The following is a 17,388-nucleotide window of genomic DNA, read 5'->3' as shown; positions in this document are numbered from 1 at the left end:
CACAAATTAAATCGTCTATAGACGGTGCTCCATTCACCAAACTCCTCTGGCAAATCTCGCCAAGCAATACCGGTTCTCATTCGGAAAAGGATCCCTTCAAACGTCATCCGATGCTCGGATTTATTATAAACTCGGCCGGTATTTTTCATTATTTGTAGTAGCTTTTCCCACCGTTTATCTGTTAGCATTGTTCTTGGCATGATGAATCGAGTTATGTTTGTTTTTTGCAGAATGATTATAACTCACATTATGCCGTATAAAAAATAATCACGAAAGATCAACGCGCCCTAATAATATGGAGATAAAAAAGAAAACAACAAGTCGTATAAAAGCTAATATTTATAAAATCTGATCACAATTTAGTATATTTCAGGTTGTCAAATTTTGTACTTTTAACGCTTTTTATGTAATCAATTGACCTGTTTTTTTTAAATTTCGCTGGACAATATCATTTTTTATGCGTAATATTTCGTCCTGCTTCTATGGTGGCTATAGCTCAGTTGGTAGAGCCCTGGATTGTGATTCCAGTTGTCGTGGGTTCGAATCCCATTAGCCACCCCATTTTATTGATCACTAAATCTAACGGCGAGTAGCGCAGCTTGGTAGCGCAACTGGTTTGGGACCAGTGGGTCGGAGGTTCGAATCCTCTCTCGCCGACCAATTTTTAATAAAAAAGCCTACTCAGTTGAGTGGGCTTTTTTATTGTCTCTTAACTAATTGGTTCATCGTTAATAGCCTTAATGTATAGGAATACCAGTTATTTACATTTCCTAATTAAAAAATCTTCTTAAAATTTATAACGTATTTTATCTAAAATAGTTTTGTTTTTACCTAAGATGTTTGTAAAAATTATTCAGGAATCTATGCCGTTTTATTTTATCAAAATTCGATAGCGATTTACTGAACTTCATCTAAAAAGAGAATAAAATGACTATCATGATATAAACATAATAAAAAGTGGTGCTTATTTTAATGAATATGTGGCATAATCGATGCAAAGATAGACAATAAAAACTTATTAACTATTGTATACGATTAGACATCATAATTTGATTTCAGATAAATAGCTTGTGATTTTTTAGGCGATTATTTTAATCATAAATATAAAACAACTCGTTGTTTTGTTACTCATATATTCATAAATTATCTTTACAAATTGGTATTCATAGGTAAGCTGACATATCTAATAGCCACACTTGATATAATTTGCTAACATAGAACACTTTTTAAAGTAATAAATCAACAATACAATAACATGGATTACGATATTGCAATCATAGGTCTTGGACCTGCTGGTAGTACACTAGCTCGTTTACTTAGTTCTTCTTTCAAAGTCATTGCATTAGATACAAAACACGAAGTAGGTAATGAAGGTTTTCATAAACCTTGTGGTGGATTATTAGCCAATGATGCACAAAAGGCTTTTATTAGACAAAAACTAAATTTACCGAAAGATATCTTAACTGATCCACAAATTTTTAGTGTCAAAACCATAGATTTACAAACTCAAATTGTTCGTAATTATCAACGAAGTTATGTAAATTTTGATCGGCACAAATTTGATCTGTGGCTAAAATCACTAATACCGTCAAATGTAACCGTTCTTCATAATACACTTTGTAAAGAAGTAAGGCGTATTATTGATGGTTATCAGATCACTTATCTTGATAAAAATAAGAAAGAACACAATACCACAGCAAAATATGTGGTTGGTGCTGACGGTGCTAATTCTCTGGTTAGACGAATGCGATATCCTCAACATACAATAAGGCAATATGTAGCGATACAACAATGGTTTACAGAGCAACATCCAGCTCCATTTTATTCGTGTATATTCGATAATAAATCCACAAATTGCTATGCTTGGAGTATCTCTAAAGATGGTTATTTTATTTTAGGAGGTGCATTCCCCAAAAAGATAGCAAATCAAAATTTTGAAAAATTAAAAGAAAAATTATCAACTCAAGGTTTTATTTTTGGAGAACCTGTAAAAACAGAAAAATGTTTAGTTGTTTATCCAAATCGATTGCGTGATTTCTATACTGGTAATGAAAATATCTTTCTAATTGGTGAAGCTGCAGGTTTTATTAGTGCAAGTTCTTTAGAAGGAATAAGCTATGCGCTAGATAGTGCTGAAATTTTAAGTAAAATATTAAATAGTGGCCATCCAAAGCCTAATAAATGTTATTATCAACGCACAATACCGCTACGTTTCAAGCTTTATAGTAAAATTGTTAAAGCCAAACTATTAACAACTCCTTTATGGCGTAAATTAATAATGAAAAGTAAGATTCAGCATATTGAATAATTTAAAATAGAAAGTAATAAAAAAATAATAATGAAATATATTGGGAAATATTATTTATGTTTGATGTAAACGATTTGATTCGTTTTAACCACGAATGGTCAGAAAAAATAGCGCAAGAAGATCCTGAATTTTTTAAACAACTTGCAGTTGAACAAAACCCTAAATTTTTATGGATTGGCTGTTCAGACAGTCGTGTGTCAGCAGAAAAACTCATTAAGCTAAAGCCGGGCGAATTATTTGTGCATCGTAATGTCGGTAATCTTGTAATACATACTGATTTAAACTGTCTATCCGTTGTTCAATATGCTGTAGATGTACTTAAAATTGAAGATATTATTGTGTGTGGTCATCTAGGTTGTGGTGGAATTCGTGATGCGGTTGAAAACCCTGATTTAGGGTTAATTAATAACTGGCTACTACATATCCGTGATTTATGGTTTCGAAACAGCTCACTGCTAGGGGAATTTCCACCCGATATCCGTTTGGATGTTTTATGTGAGCTTAATGTAATTGAACAAGTTTATAACCTTGGACACTCAACAATTATTCAATCCGCATGGCAACGAGGTCAAAAAGTGAATTTACATGGTTGGGTGTATGGCATTCATAACGGTAAAATCACTGATTTACACATAACATCATCCAGTAGTGAAAATCTTGAGATTAATTACCGTGAAGCAATTTCTTATCTTTTAAATTTACATAAGTCACAAAAATAACTTGATGGTCCTTATTTAAAGCGATAAATTACCTGATTGCTGCTTCCTCGCCACAAAAGCCTAGGATCAGCAAGTTCTTGCTCAAATTTACCATCAATTAACACATCAATATAAGGAATAACCGCTTGTTGTTCAGCTATTAACTCATCAAGCTTATATCCTGTCCAAAGCCAAATATCTTTGTTATCACACTCAGATTTAATGCGTTGAACCAATTTTAATATTGTAGGAACGTTTTGAGGATGCAAAGGATCACCGCCAGAAAGCGATAATCCTTGACGCTTTATTTCGGTATCTTGTAAATCTTTAATGATTTGATCTTCAAGTGATTGTGTAAAAAGCAAACCAGAATCTAAAGCCCATGTACTTTTATTATAACAACCCCGACATTGATGAACGCAGCCTGCAACAAAAAGTGTACATCGGGTCCCCTCACCATTTACAACATCAACAGGATAATAGCGATGATAATTCATAAATATTTATTGATTATTAACCAATTTGACCATTATTTAAATGTTTAACTCGACGTTTTACTTCTTCTTGTTTACCTGCATTGAATGGGCGAGCATCAGGGCTACCTAAATACCCACAAACGCGACGAATAACAGACACTTTTAAAGAATCATGATTACCACAACTTGGGCAAACAAAGCCTTTGCTGGTACAAGAAAATTCACCGGTATAACCACACTCATAACATTCATCTATTGGCGTATTAGTCCCATAATAAGGAACTCGTGAATAACTATAATCCCAAACATCTTCTAATGCTTTGATATTGTTAATCATATTTGGATATTCCCCATAGCAGATGAACCCCCCATTGGCAACTTGAGGATAAGGTTTTTCAAATTCTATTTTTTCGTAGGGATTAACCTTTTTTTCAACATCAAGATGGAAACTGTTAGTATAATAACCTTTATCAGTAACACCTGGAATTACGCCAAATTCAGCCGTATCAAGTCGGCAAAATCGATCACATAAATTTTCGCTTGGTGTGCTATATAGACTAAATCCATAACCAGTTTCGCTCTTCCATTGATCTACCGCATTACGTAAACGATCAACAATTGCCACACTTTTTTCGCGTAATTTATCACTATCAAATGGATGCGTTTGATTTCCGTAAAGTGCATTTAATGTTTCATGAAGGCCAATATAACCTAAAGAAATTGAAGCACGCCCATTTTTGAAAATTTCAGAAACATTGTCATCTTCGTTAAGCCGCACACCACAAGCACCTTCCATATATAGAATTGGTGCCACTCGTGCTTTTACGCCATCAAGTCTAGCAATACGCGTCATTAATGCTTTTTTACATAGTTCTAAACGTTTATCTAAAATTTCCCAAAATCGAGCTTCATCGCCTTTAGCTTCAATGGCTATACGAGGTAAATTTAGACTAATTACGCCTAAATTATTACGACCATCATGAATTAGTTGTCCGTTCTCTTCATAAACACCTAAAAAGCTTCGGCAACCCATTGGAGTTTTAAATGAACCCGTCACTTCAACAACTTTATCATAATTTAAAATATCTGGGTACATACGTTTACTTGCACACTCAAGGGCTAGTTGCTTAATATCATAATTAGCATCGTCATGTTTATGGTTAATACCGTCTTTAATTGCAAAAACAAGTTTTGGGAAAACTGCTGTTTTATGATTTTTACCTAATCCTTTGATACGAACTTTTAAAATAGATTCTTGAATTAAGCGTGATTCCCAACTCGTTCCTAAACCAAAACCAAACGTAACGAACGGAGTTTGTCCATTAGCTGTGTGTAAAGTATTTACTTCATATTCAAGAGATTGAAACGCATCATAACACTCTTTTTGAGTTCGGCTTTCGGCATAAGCTTCTGGATTTGGGATATTCCATTCTTCAGCCACTTGTTTGTGTTTGTTATAACTAATAGTAACAAACTTTGCTAAAACCTCATCGATACGATTAATGGTCGTGCCACCATAAATATGGCTAGCTACTTGTGCAATAATTTGTGCAGTGACAGCTGTTGCGGTTGCAATTGATTTTGGTGGCTCGATCTCAGCATTGCCCATTTTAAAACCATTAGTTAGCATACCATCTAAGTCAATTAACATACAGTTAAACATAGGGAAGAATGGCGCATAATCTAAATCGTGATAATGAATTTCACCACAATCATGAGCACGAGAAATATCTTTAGGTAATAAATACTGTTTAGCATAATGCTTTGCTACAATACCTGCAAGTAAATCCCGCTGAGTTGGGATCACCTTGCTATCTTTGTTAGCATTTTCATTTAAAATGGCAACATCACTTTGCTCAATTAACCCTCGAATATCTTGATTTAAACGGCTACGCTCTTCGCGTGCACGATCACGATCGTGACGATACTCAATATAGGCTCTCGCTAATTTTTTATAAGGGCCTGACATTAACTGATTTTCAACTGCATTTTGAATTTCGTTGATATCAACACTTTCACGTTCGCTCATTTGATTAGTAACAACACGAGCAACCATTGCGCAATAATCTGGGTCATGAACATTCGCTGCCACAGCTGCTTTGACAATTGCATCTTTGATTCTAGCCTCGTTAAATGCAGTTTGGCAACCATCTCGTTTAATTACTACGGGCATACATACTCCTGAATATTCATTAATAATTAGTATAAATTTATACCGATAAAAAGATTCATTTAATTTTTGATTTTTGATTTTTATGATATAAACCTGAATTTCTAAATTGTTTAGAAATTACTATATATAGTAAATAATTGCGAATTATACACTATATATAGTGCTTTTCTAGGATTTTTAATAAATAAAATAACTTGACAAATTTAAAGCTAATAATGATATGTATTTATGACATAAAAGAGAAAGAATAAATAAATTTACTAAGACAATAAATAAACAAAAGCGCAAAGCTTGCTTGCACTTTTGTATACTTATAACGTTATTAATTGAACAAATTATGATTCAATATTTAACCAATCGGTATGGAACACGCCTTCTTTATCAATACGCTCATAGGTATGAGCACCAAAATAATCCCTCTGTGCTTGAATCAAATTAGCTGGTAATACCGCTGATCGATAACTATCATAATAAGCAATCGCTGCTGAAAGTGTTGGAACTGCAATACCTTGTTGTACCGCTAAAGATACCACATCACGCAATGATTGTTGGTAAGCCTCAACCGTTTGATTAAAATAAGGTGCTAACAACAAATTATCAATTTCATTATTATCGGCATAAGCGTCGGTAATTTTTTGGAGAAACTGTGCACGAATAATACAGCCTGCTCTAAAAATCTTAGCTATTTCACCATAATTTAAATTCCATTGATATTTATAAGAAGCAGCTTTTAGCTGTGCAAAACCTTGTGCATAAGAGATAATTTTACCCATATAAAGCGCTTTACGGACTTTCTCTATGAGCTCCTGCTTATCACCACTATAAGGCGCTTTTTGAGGACCTTTTAACACTTTTGCCGCCGCAACTCGCTGATCTTTAATTGCTGATAGATAACGAGCAAATACAGACTCAGTGATTAAAGATAAAGGCTCACCCAAATCTAAAGCACTTTGGCTTGTCCATTTACCCGTACCTTTATTACCTGCAGCATCTAAAATCACATCAATTAAATAATTATCGTTTTCATCTTTATGTTTAAAGATATCAGCGGTAATTTCAATCAAATAACTGTCTAATTCGCCTTTATTCCAATCAGTAAACACCTCAGCAAGTTCATCATTAGTTAAACCAACAGCGTGTTTTAATACCGAATAACTTTCAGCTATCAGTTGCATATCACCATACTCAATGCCATTATGAGCCATTTTTACATAATGACCAGCACCATTTGGACCTATATAAGCAACACAAGGCTCTCCATTAGCCTTAGCTGCAATTTTCTCTAATATTGGTGCAACTAATTCATAAGCCTCTTTTTGCCCACCAGGCATAATTGATGGACCTTTTAGTGCTCCTTCTTCACCGCCAGAAACACCAGTACCAATAAAGTTAAATCCTTCTGCTGATAAAGTTTTGTTACGACGAATTGTATCTTCAAAATAGGCATTCCCACCATCGATAATAATATCGCCTTTATCTAACAGTGGGCGCAACTCATCAATGACCGCATCGGTACCTTTACCTGCTTGCACCATAATCAAGATACGGCGTGGTTTTTCTAAAGAATTAACAAAATCTTCAATAGTATAATAAGGAACCAATTGTTTATCAGAATGTTCAGCCACAACTTGTTCTGTTTTATCTTTAGAGCGATTATAAATAGCAACAGAAAATCCACGACTTTCAATATTGAGCGCAAGATTTCGCCCCATAACTGCCATTCCAATAACACCAATTTGTTGTTTTGACATGAGTTGGCTCCTTTTATTAAACCTTTATAACCTTAACCATAAGGCTTTTTAACAACATCTAAAACCTAATAAAGTTTTATAAATTACGCTATATTTTGCCATAAAAAAAGCCGTATCAGAATATAATACGGCTCTTTTTCATTACTTTAATGATATTTACTAATAACTGGGCAAATCATGAACGCTTCATCATTTCGAAAAACTCATCATTGGTTTTAGTCATAGCAAGTTTATCGATTAAAAATTCCATTGCATCAGTCTCACCCATTGGGTTAAGAATTTTACGCAGAATCCACATTTTTTGCAGTTCATCTGGCGAAGTCATTAAATCTTCTTTACGCGTACCTGAACGATTGAAGTCAATAGCAGGGAATACACGACGCTCAGCAATCTTACGCGATAAATGAACTTCCATATTACCAGTACCTTTAAACTCTTCGTAGATAACTTCGTCCATTTTTGAGCCAGTATCAATCAATGCAGTTGCAATAATAGTTAAACTACCACCTTCTTCAACGTTACGAGCAGCACCAAAAAAGCGTTTTGGACGATGTAATGCATTCGCATCAACACCACCAGTTAATACTTTACCGGATGAAGGAACAACCGTATTGTATGCACGCGCCAAACGTGTAATTGAATCTAACAAAATAATGACATCTTTTTTATGTTCAACCAAACGTTTTGCTCGCTCAATCACCATTTCAGCAACTTGCACATGTCTTGCTGCTGGCTCATCAAATGTTGACGCAACCACTTCACCTTTAACTAGACGTTGCATTTCGGTCACTTCTTCTGGGCGCTCATCAATCATTAATACCACTAGTTCACATTCAGGATGATTAACTGCCAAACTTTGTGCAATATTTTGCAAAAGCATCGTTTTACCGGCTTTTGGCGGTGCAACAATCAAACCACGTTGACCTTTACCAATTGGCGATGCTAAATCAAGTACTCTTGCGGTGATATCTTCTGTTGAGCCGTTACCTCGTTCCATTCGGAAACGAGAATTTGGATGGAGTGGAGTTAAGTTTTCAAAAAGGATTTTATTGCGGGCATCTTCTGGCTTATCGTGATTTACTTCGTTTACTTTTAATAAAGCAAAGTAACGCTCGCCTTCTTTTGGTGGACGAATTTTACCTGCAATGGTATCACCAGTCCTTAAATTAAACCGTCGAATCTGACTTGGTGACACATAAATATCATCAGGCCCAGCTAAATAAGAGCTATCGGCTGAACGTAAAAAGCCAAATCCATCTTGCAAAATTTCAAGTACACCATCACCAAAAATATCTTCACCACTTTTGGCATGTTGCTTCAAAATTGCAAAAATAATGTCTTGTTTTCTAAGGCGGGCAAGATTTTCAAGCCCCATTTTTTTTTCACCAAGCGTTACAAGCTCAGATACAGAAGTGTTTTTTAATTCAGTTAAATTCATAATTTTAAAAATTCTTGAGGATAAAATTGATATGTTTGCAATTAATATTCTTTTTGTCTATTTGTTTCATTTACTTATAAAAATCTCCTTTCCTTACAGCGCATAAATTCAATCGATTACTAAGCTTTTTATGATAATTGAAGATCTGAATATAGAATTTTATCACTTTACCAATAAAAACAATGAATTTTAGAAAGGAATATTTGTAAGAGGCTAGCAATTTACACTAAAAACATTAATATGTCTATATTTAATTAAACTAGCTCTTTTAAACTAATAAATAAAGCAAACATAGAAGGAAAAGAGCAATGAATAACTCACCACTCTCTTAACTATACTTATTGAATATAAGGTATTTATTATAATTGAGGATCAATAAAATTTTTAAGTTGAGCCTTAGATAGAGCACCAACTTGAGTTGCAACAACGTTTCCATTTTTAAAAATTAATAAAGTAGGAATGCCTCGAATACCAAATTTAGGCGCTACATTTGGGTTTTCTTCAATATTCAATTTCGCAATAACAATTTTATCAACATATTCTTCAGCTATTTCTTCCAAAATCGGAGTAATCATTTTACATGGCCCACACCATGAAGCCCAAAAATCAACAAGTACAGGTTTTATTGATTCACTAATTATTTTATCAAATGTAGCTTCCGATAATTGAACGATATTATTACTCATTTTATTCTCCGACATACTTTAATTTGTATTTAATAATAGATTACTTTGCATAACTCTACTAGTAATTAGTATAATAGGGTATAATTATTAGTGATGTGGCTGTATTTAGTGTGTTATAATGTCACAATTCTGGTAATTATGTTTACAACCGCAATGATTCAATCATATCTTACTAAAACAACTTTTAATCAATTTTCTCTTCATCCTTTAGTATTAAAAGCTCTTGAGAAAAAAGGGTTTACTTATTGTACCCCTATTCAAGAAAAAACATTACCATTAACAACTAAAGGGATTGATATCGCTGGGCAAGGGCAGACAGGAACAGGTAAAACTATCGCATTTTTGGCCTCAACTTTTAATTATTTGTTGAACCATGAACCATTGCCAGATCATAAGATAAACCAACCGCGAGCAATCATTATTGCACCAACACGTGAGTTAGTTGTACAAATTTATCATGATGCAGAAGCCTTATCTGAAAAAACAGGTTTAAAATTAGGGTTAGCTTTTGGCGGTGATGGCTATGATAAACAATTAAAAATGCTATCAACTGGTGTCGACATTTTAATTGCAACGACAGGGAGGCTGATTGATTATGCAAAACAAAATTATATTAATTTAGATGCAATTCAAGTTGTCGTATTAGACGAAGCAGATCGCATGTTTGATTTAGGGTTTATTCGCGATATACGTTGGGTATTCAAACATATGACACCACCACAAAAAAGATTAACCATGTTGTTTTCTGCGACATTAACACATAATGTGCGGGAACTAGCATTTGAGCATATGAACAATCCCCAATATGTTGAAGTTGAACCAGAACAAAAAATTGGTCATCGCATCAAAGAAGAGCTATTTTTCCCATCTAATGAAGATAAATTAGTACTTTTGCAAACACTAATTGAGGAAGAATGGCCTGATCGTTGCATTGTGTTTGCTAATACCAAAGTAACTTGCGAAAAAATTTGGCGACATCTTATTGCTGATGGTCATCGTGTTGGATTATTAACTGGTGATATTGCCCAGAAAAAACGTTTATCAATTTTGGAACAATTTACTCAAGGTCATCTTGATATTTTAGTCGCCACCGATGTGGCAGCCAGAGGATTACACATTCCTAATGTTACTCATGTCTTCAATTATGATCTACCCGATGATTGCGATGATTATCGTCATCGAATTGGACGAACGGGACGTGCTGGAGCAGAAGGCTACTCAATTTCGTTAGCCTGTGAACGTTATTCGCAAAATTTACCTGCTATTGAAAAAGCAATTGATCATGCAATTCCTGTTAGCCAATATGATCCTTCAGCATTATTAGTTGATCTACCAGCCCCAAAACCTTTTAGACGTTCACCTCGTAGAAAATATTCGAACTAGATATTGTAGTAAAAAATTAAAATCATCATGAAAAGTTGTCTAATAATACTTCGTTGCAAATCTTCATAGACAACTTTTTGTGATATTGCAAATATATTTTAACTAAAATGACATACTAAGATCATTCTTCGTGTAAATTTTTATTCATCTGTTTTAAAAAACATTGATATTCAAGCTCAATTTCTTTTTTAGCTTCTTTAGATAATGTAGCTACATGAAATCGATGTAATGAACTATATAAAACAAACAATATATTCATTGAAATTGTTTTCTTTTTCTTTTTTATCTTATAAAACGTGTGTAAATATCCTGTTTTTTCAAAAGTTTCAACATCTTTGATTCCAACACTACATAATAGCCTTTCCAATGACAAAGTCATATTTGGTAATGCTTTTATTCGTTTTGATTCGGTTTCACTTTTTTCATATTTTTCTTTTTTAGTATATTCAATCACCATTTTTACCATAGCTAATAATTTTTCTTTATCCTTAAAAATTTCTTCATCAACTTTGTAGTAATCAAGTAATTTGGTTGTCATACCTGTTGTTATACTTAACGGTTTCATACCTAAATCAATAAAAAATGAGCGATAATCAGAGTGTCCTCTTAAATAAAAATCTTTTTTGGTAATCCAGCCAAACATTGTACCTTTGCTATTAACGCTAAACCCACCAAAAAATGTTTTAATTGAAATATCTTTTAGGTCAGAAAGTTCTATTAGAATTTGATTTGCAAATGTTGAGCACATAATTAACTCCCATCTGAACTTTATTAATTAACTAAAATAACTTACTAATTAATCTAAATTATAGTTATTTCATATTCAAACAATTTCTAATTAAATTCAGAATTATGCGATCTGTATTCCATATATAAACATAAAACAAATTATTACTTGATAAATTATATTTATATGAAATCAAATAAATTTTTGTAAAGAATTTTGATAAAGAAAAATAAAACTTGATAATTTTTAAAAAGAAAATAGCTTTTACGTTGTTATTCTGTCGTAATAATTATACAATCAAAATATACTAATTGAATGATACTTAATTTTTGTCAAACCAAATCAAAATGATAAAAAACGTTATTATTGCTTTATTTCTTATATATTACCCTTTTGTCACATCGGCCGATAAATTACCGCTAATTGACTCATTAACGCTGTGTACTCCTCATTTTTTTAAAGATATTTACTCCAATAAGGAAGAATTAGAAAAATACACCAATATAAAACTTATTGACCAAAATCAAGCCTATATTTCTGTTGAAAATCGTTCTGATATAACCAAGAATTATGTCTATTTTGCTCATCCTATGACTTATAAAAACCTAACAATCACTGGCTATTATGATAGTGCAATGGATCTTGGCAAGATGGGAAAATATTATTTCTGGGGGTTTATTATCAATAATGATATTGATCAAATCAAAGAGACTTTAAATTTTGTGGATTGGAAAAATATGGAAGATAACCTATTGTACATTGCAAATCCAAAGATTCGTAATATTAATGATGATCTCCAAACTTGGCATAAAAACACCGATATAGTTGTAGGTGTCAAAACAATCCCTGTACCAGATACTACCGAAAAGTTATTATTACTTGAAAAAGGACCAAATATGAATCTTCTTATTTGTTCTATTCAAGGTATTGTAACGCCAGCATTACTAAAGCAAGAACGACCGGACATCCAATAATATTAATTTAAATCGCCGATTCATCCATTTCGCCAGTTCGAATACGAATGACTTGTTCAACGTTATAAACAAAAATTTTGCCATCACCAATTTTACCGGTTTGTGCTGTTTTCATAATAGTTTCAATACACATTTCTAAAATATCATCAGACACAATAAGTTCAATTTTCACCTTCGGCAGAAAATCAACCATATATTCCGCACCGCGATAAAGTTCAGTATGCCCCTTTTGACGACCAAAACCTTTAACTTCAGTAACTGTCATACCAGTAATACCTTGATCAGCAAGTGCCTCTCGAATATCATCTAATTTAAATGGTTTAATAATAGCTTCAATCTTTTTCATATCAATTCACCTTAATTCGAGATTACCAATTTTTAAATCCAAAAGCAGAAGTAATAGGATAACGGCGACCTTTGCCAAAGTTACGAGCTGTTATTTTCGGACCAACCGCAGATTGGCGACGTTTATACTCATTTATATCAACCAATTTAATAACTCGCCTTACAGTTGCTTCATCATAACCTTGCGCAATAAGTTGTTCAACGGAAAGATCAAGTTCAACATAACCATTCAAAATTCCATCTAAAATATCATAAGGCGGTAAACTGTCTTCATCTTTCTGATCTGGTGCTAACTCTGCTGATGGAGGGCGAGTGATCACTCTTTCAGGAATAACATAAGAACGAGTATTCCGATATTTTGACAATGCAAACACCATAGTTTTAGGAACATCTTTAAGCACATCGAACCCACCAGCCATATCGCCATAAAGCGTTGCATAACCTACTGACATTTCACTTTTATTACCCGTTGTTAGCACCAATCTGCGCCGTTTATTTGACAGCGCCATTAAAATAACACCACGACAGCGCGCCTGCAGATTTTCCTCTGTGGTATCTTTTGCTGTGCCTAAAAACAGTGGATTTAGCGACGACATAAACGCATCAAACATCGGCTCAATGGAAACAATATCAAATTCGACCCCTAATATCTCGGCTTCTTCCTTAGCATCAGCAATACTGATATCGGCTGTATAACGAAATGGCATCATCACTGCTTGTACTTTATCTTTACCTAATGCATCAACAGCGATTGCCAACGTGAGCGCAGAATCAATCCCACCAGAAAGCCCTAAAACAGCACCTTCAAAACCATTTTTAGTAATATAATCACGCGTTGCTAGTACTAACGCATCATAAACTGAGGCTAGAATATCTGCTTCAAATCCTGCTTTTTGGGGAATTACATTATGCGCTTCTGAAAAATCTAAAATAGCCATGTCTTCTTTAAATGCTTGAAGCTGGCAAATTACCTCACCTTGTTCATTACAAGCAAAAGAACAACCATCAAACACCAGCTCATCTTGCCCACCAACTTGATTGACATAAATAATTGGTAAACCTGTACGTTTGGCATGACGTTTAACCAAACCATATCGTTGTTGTTGTTTTTCATAATCATAAGGCGAAGCATTAATTGCAACTACAAAATCAGCTTGAGCATGTTTAACATCATCAATTGGTTGATTTTGCCAAAGATCTTCACAAATTAACAAGCCTACCTTTTGACCTTTAAAGTTGACAACACACGTTTGATTACCTGCAGTAAAATAACGCTTCTCATCAAATACATCATAATTAGGTAGTAACTGTTTATGGTAGCAAGCTAGCAATTTTTCATCACAAAAAAATGAAAGGGCATTATAAATATGCTCATCTTGCCAATGTGGATGCCCAACAATAATCGCACAATGTTTACTGGCTTGCTCAATTAAAGCAAGTGCTTTTTGACAACGATCTTTAAAATCAGATCGATAAACTAAATCCTCAGGAGGGTAACCGCACAAAGCGAGTTCAGAAAAAACAATGAGGTCATCGGACGAGTGGCGACTAATTAGCTCAATAATCTGCTTAGCGTTCCCTTCAATATCGCCCACACACCAATTTTTTTGTGCTAAAACAATAGATAAAGACATATAATATTTAATATCACAAATCGAAATTATCATTAAGTTTAAATGATTCTAAGTTGCACTGCCACTTTTTTATCGCTAACATGCAACAATAAATCCACTTTGACTTGTCTGGAAATTAATATGCAAAAAATATTAAATGTAGCGCTAGCTAAACGCAGTTATCCAATCACAATTGGTGAAAATCTACTAAGCGGATTTCAACATTTTAAACTCCAAGCAGGCCAACGAGTACTCATTGCTACCAATGAAACCATCGCCCCACTTTATTTACAGACACTAATTGATATGCTTGAAAAGCATGGTGTAAAAACCGATTCAGTTGTTGTTCCTGATGGTGAAAAATATAAAACCATAGAAACATGGAATAGTATTTTAACAACGTTACTGGCAAACAATCATACTCGCAGTAGTATACTTATCGCACTTGGTGGCGGTGTGATTGGTGACGTTGCAGGATTTGCCGCTTCAGCTTATCAACGTGGAATCAAATTTATTCAAGTACCGACAACGCTACTATCACAAGTTGATTCCTCGGTAGGGGGGAAAACAGCGATTAATCACCCACTGGGTAAAAATATGATTGGCGCATTTTATCAACCACAATCGGTAGTGATTGATCTCAGTTGTTTAAAAACATTACCACAAAGAGAGCTTTCGGCTGGACTTGCCGAAGTTATAAAATACGGCATTATTTTAGATACTAAATTTTTTGATTGGTTAGAAGAACACATCAACGATTTACTAAACCTAGATGTTAATGCATTAAGCTACTGTATTTACCATTGCTGTGAACTCAAAGCTCAAGTAGTTGCCGCTGACGAAACAGAACAAAACATGCGCGCAATTTTAAATCTTGGTCATACTTATGGTCATGCCATAGAAGCAGAACTAGGCTATGGAAATTGGCTACATGGCGAAGCTGTCAGTGTTGGTATGCTAATGGCTGCACAAACAGCCAAATTACTTGGTAAATTGGATCAAACTGATATTGAACGAATTAAGAACTTATTAATTCGTGCTAAACTACCTGTTAACAGACCCAAAAAAATGTCAATTGAATCTTATCTGCCACATATGTTACGAGACAAAAAAGTACTATCTGGACAGCTAAGACTTGTTGTGCCAACTAAAATTGGGCATGTTGAGGTGATGGATGGCATTGATAAAAGTATCGTATTAGAGTCGATTGCTAACGTTTAATATTCATCATAATTCTTAGTATACTAGGTATCAATAAATCACTTTCTTGTTATTAAGCTAGGGTAACCTAGCTTAATCATTATTATCAGATTAAATCAACACATAAGGTTCTACACGATTAAAATGTAAATATAAATTTACTAAAACCACAAAACAAAAACATCCCTAATAAATTCTGGTTAATAATTGAAAATTTAATTTACTATTATGTAATTTTGTGTTTACATTATATGCGTTTATGTAATTAATATTTTACATATAAAATAATAAAATGATTTTAACAAGGAAAGCAAAAATGTTAAAAGATACACTAAATAATGTTCGAATTAGAGATGAACACATGCTAATTACCCCTGAAGAGATAAAAAAACTTTATCCGTTATCTCATGATCTTGAAAACCAAATTGCCTCATCAAGACAAGCCATTGTAGATATTTTAGAGCGCCGAGATCACCGCTTACTGATTGTTTGTGGTCCTTGCTCTATTCATGATCCTGTTGCAGCAATTGAATATGCGCATAAATTAAAAAGACTATCAGACGAAGTTAAGGATCACTTATTTATCGTTATGCGTGTTTATTTTGAAAAACCAAGAACCACTGTTGGTTGGAAAGGTATGATTAACGATCCTCATATGGATAGCTCATTTGATATTGAGCATGGACTAAAAAAAGCCCGTAAATTACTGCTCGATATTGCTGAAATTGGTTTACCTATTGCAACCGAAGCATTAGATCCCAATACACCACAATATATTGGCGATTTAATTAGCTGGTCAGCAATCGGGGCAAGAACTACTGAATCACAAACGCATCGAGAAATGGCATCTGGCCTATCAATGCCTGTTGGTTTTAAAAATGGCACCGATGGCAGTTTAGATGTTGCAATTAATGCCATGAAATCGGCCTCTATGCCTCATCGTTTTGTAGGCATTAATCAACAAGGGCAAGTGACCGTTTTACAAACCTTAGGCAACCCACACGGGCATGTTATTTTACGTGGTGGAAAAACGCCTAACTATGATGCACAAAGCGTATCATTATGTGAAGAGCAAATGCAAAAAGCAGGATTATTGCCTAACTTAATGATTGACTGTAGCCACGCAAACTCCAATAAAGATTATCGCAATCAACCGATTGTTGCTGACTCAATTATTGAGCAAATCGAAAAAGGTAATAATTCGATTATTGGAGTGATGATTGAAAGTAATTTATTTGAAGGCAATCAATCGTCTGAACAACCACCAGAAAACTTCAAATATGGCGTATCAGTGACAGATGCTTGTATCAATTGGGAAACAACCGAACAATTGCTACTAAAAATGAATAGTCAATTAGCAAAACCGCTTACCCAAAGAAAGCAACAATCAGCTAAAGCTTAAATAGCATAAAAACTGATGACAAAATCGCCGACAAAACATCGGCGATTTTTTTAATTAACTGTAATAGTCTTTATTTAATCTGACGTTTGAGTTATTTTATAACACAAAAAGGAGAGTCAGAAATGAATCAAACCGCCAAAATCATTAAACCTAAATTAGGACTTTTAGAATTAGCTAAACAACTCGGTAACGTTCAACAAGCTTGCAAAGTCAT

General features: G+C 33.9%; 15 protein-coding genes and 2 tRNA genes. 8 read left to right on the top strand and 9 right to left on the bottom strand.

Features of this window, described 5'->3' with window-relative positions; translation table 11 throughout:
• Window positions 1–200: transposase (locus tag GA0061080_RS01500; protein WP_141683071.1), on the bottom strand; the 200-nt coding region annotated here is incomplete at its 3' end.
• A gap of 285 nt (window positions 201–485) precedes the next feature.
• Here GA0061080_RS01500 and GA0061080_RS01495 point away from each other — a divergent pair.
• From GA0061080_RS01495 to can, 4 genes are all read left to right on the top strand, one after another.
• Window positions 486–561 (top strand) — tRNA-His (locus tag GA0061080_RS01495).
• 22 nt (window positions 562–583) lie between these two features.
• Window positions 584–660, top strand: a tRNA-Pro gene (locus GA0061080_RS01490).
• Between the two features lie 595 nt (window positions 661–1,255).
• The gene (locus GA0061080_RS01485) at window positions 1,256–2,308 is read left to right on the top strand and encodes an FAD-binding protein (RefSeq protein WP_091119844.1); all 1,053 of its coding nucleotides are present in this window, start codon (window positions 1,256–1,258) and stop codon (window positions 2,306–2,308) included.
• Between the two features lie 56 nt (window positions 2,309–2,364).
• On the top strand, window positions 2,365–3,027 hold the full coding sequence (can, locus tag GA0061080_RS01480; protein ID WP_091119840.1) for a carbonate dehydratase: 663 nt from the start codon (window positions 2,365–2,367) through the stop codon (window positions 3,025–3,027).
• 11 nt (window positions 3,028–3,038) lie between these two features.
• Here the strand turns inward: can and nrdG are convergent, their stop codons facing one another.
• The 5 genes from nrdG to trxA form a co-directional block, all read right to left on the bottom strand.
• Entirely contained in the window at window positions 3,039–3,503 is a 465-nt protein-coding gene (gene nrdG / locus GA0061080_RS01475; RefSeq protein ID WP_091119835.1) for an anaerobic ribonucleoside-triphosphate reductase-activating protein, read from the bottom strand.
• Window positions 3,504–3,519: 16 nt separating this feature from the next.
• Window positions 3,520–5,655, bottom strand: coding sequence for an anaerobic ribonucleoside-triphosphate reductase (gene nrdD / locus GA0061080_RS01470; RefSeq protein ID WP_091119832.1), 2,136 nt, complete (start codon window positions 5,653–5,655; stop codon window positions 3,520–3,522).
• Window positions 5,656–5,990: 335 nt separating this feature from the next.
• The gene (gene gnd, locus GA0061080_RS01465) at window positions 5,991–7,406 is read right to left on the bottom strand and encodes an NADP-dependent phosphogluconate dehydrogenase (RefSeq protein ID WP_091119829.1); all 1,416 of its coding nucleotides are present in this window, start codon (window positions 7,404–7,406) and stop codon (window positions 5,991–5,993) included.
• Window positions 7,407–7,581: 175 nt separating this feature from the next.
• On the bottom strand, window positions 7,582–8,844 hold the full coding sequence (gene rho / locus GA0061080_RS01460) for a transcription termination factor Rho (RefSeq protein ID WP_091119825.1): 1,263 nt from the start codon (window positions 8,842–8,844) through the stop codon (window positions 7,582–7,584).
• A gap of 359 nt (window positions 8,845–9,203) precedes the next feature.
• Entirely contained in the window at window positions 9,204–9,530 is a 327-nt protein-coding gene (trxA, locus tag GA0061080_RS01455) for a thioredoxin TrxA (protein ID WP_091119822.1), read from the bottom strand.
• Window positions 9,531–9,683: 153 nt separating this feature from the next.
• On the opposite strand from trxA, the gene rhlB reads away from it, so the two are divergent.
• Entirely contained in the window at window positions 9,684–10,913 is a 1,230-nt protein-coding gene (gene rhlB, locus GA0061080_RS01450) for an ATP-dependent RNA helicase RhlB (protein WP_091119869.1), read from the top strand.
• Window positions 10,914–11,034: 121 nt separating this feature from the next.
• Here rhlB and GA0061080_RS01445 read toward each other — a convergent pair whose 3' ends face one another.
• Window positions 11,035–11,661 (bottom strand): TfoX/Sxy family protein, encoded by a 627-nt coding sequence (locus GA0061080_RS01445; protein ID WP_091119818.1) that lies wholly within the window; start codon window positions 11,659–11,661, stop codon window positions 11,035–11,037.
• Between the two features lie 326 nt (window positions 11,662–11,987).
• Here GA0061080_RS01445 and GA0061080_RS01440 point away from each other — a divergent pair, with 326 nt between their 5' ends.
• The gene (locus GA0061080_RS01440) at window positions 11,988–12,614 is read left to right on the top strand and encodes a hypothetical protein (protein WP_141683070.1); all 627 of its coding nucleotides are present in this window, start codon (window positions 11,988–11,990) and stop codon (window positions 12,612–12,614) included.
• Window positions 12,615–12,621: 7 nt separating this feature from the next.
• On the opposite strand, the gene glnB is transcribed toward GA0061080_RS01440, so the two are convergent.
• Together glnB and GA0061080_RS01430 are read right to left on the bottom strand one after the other, a co-directional pair.
• Entirely contained in the window at window positions 12,622–12,960 is a 339-nt protein-coding gene (glnB, locus tag GA0061080_RS01435; RefSeq protein ID WP_034910467.1) for a nitrogen regulatory protein P-II, read from the bottom strand.
• A gap of 22 nt (window positions 12,961–12,982) precedes the next feature.
• Window positions 12,983–14,593 (bottom strand): NAD+ synthase, encoded by a 1,611-nt coding sequence (locus GA0061080_RS01430; protein WP_091119865.1) that lies wholly within the window; start codon window positions 14,591–14,593, stop codon window positions 12,983–12,985.
• Window positions 14,594–14,713: 120 nt separating this feature from the next.
• Between GA0061080_RS01430 and aroB the strand changes: the two genes are divergently transcribed.
• Both aroB and GA0061080_RS01420 read left to right on the top strand, forming a co-directional pair.
• Window positions 14,714–15,793, top strand: a complete 1,080-nt coding sequence (gene aroB, locus GA0061080_RS01425; RefSeq protein ID WP_091119811.1) for a 3-dehydroquinate synthase — start codon at window positions 14,714–14,716, stop codon at window positions 15,791–15,793.
• 295 nt (window positions 15,794–16,088) lie between these two features.
• Window positions 16,089–17,174: a 3-deoxy-7-phosphoheptulonate synthase gene (locus tag GA0061080_RS01420; protein ID WP_091119808.1), complete on the top strand. Its 1,086-nt coding sequence runs from the start codon at window positions 16,089–16,091 to the stop codon at window positions 17,172–17,174.
• Window positions 17,175–17,388: the final 214 nt, after the last annotated feature.

The organism is Gilliamella intestini (assembly GCF_900094935.1).
GTDB lineage: Bacteria > Pseudomonadota > Gammaproteobacteria > Enterobacterales > Orbaceae > Gilliamella > Gilliamella intestini.
Note: the sequence above shows the minus strand (reverse complement) of the source record. Positions and strands in the feature narration are given on the sequence as shown.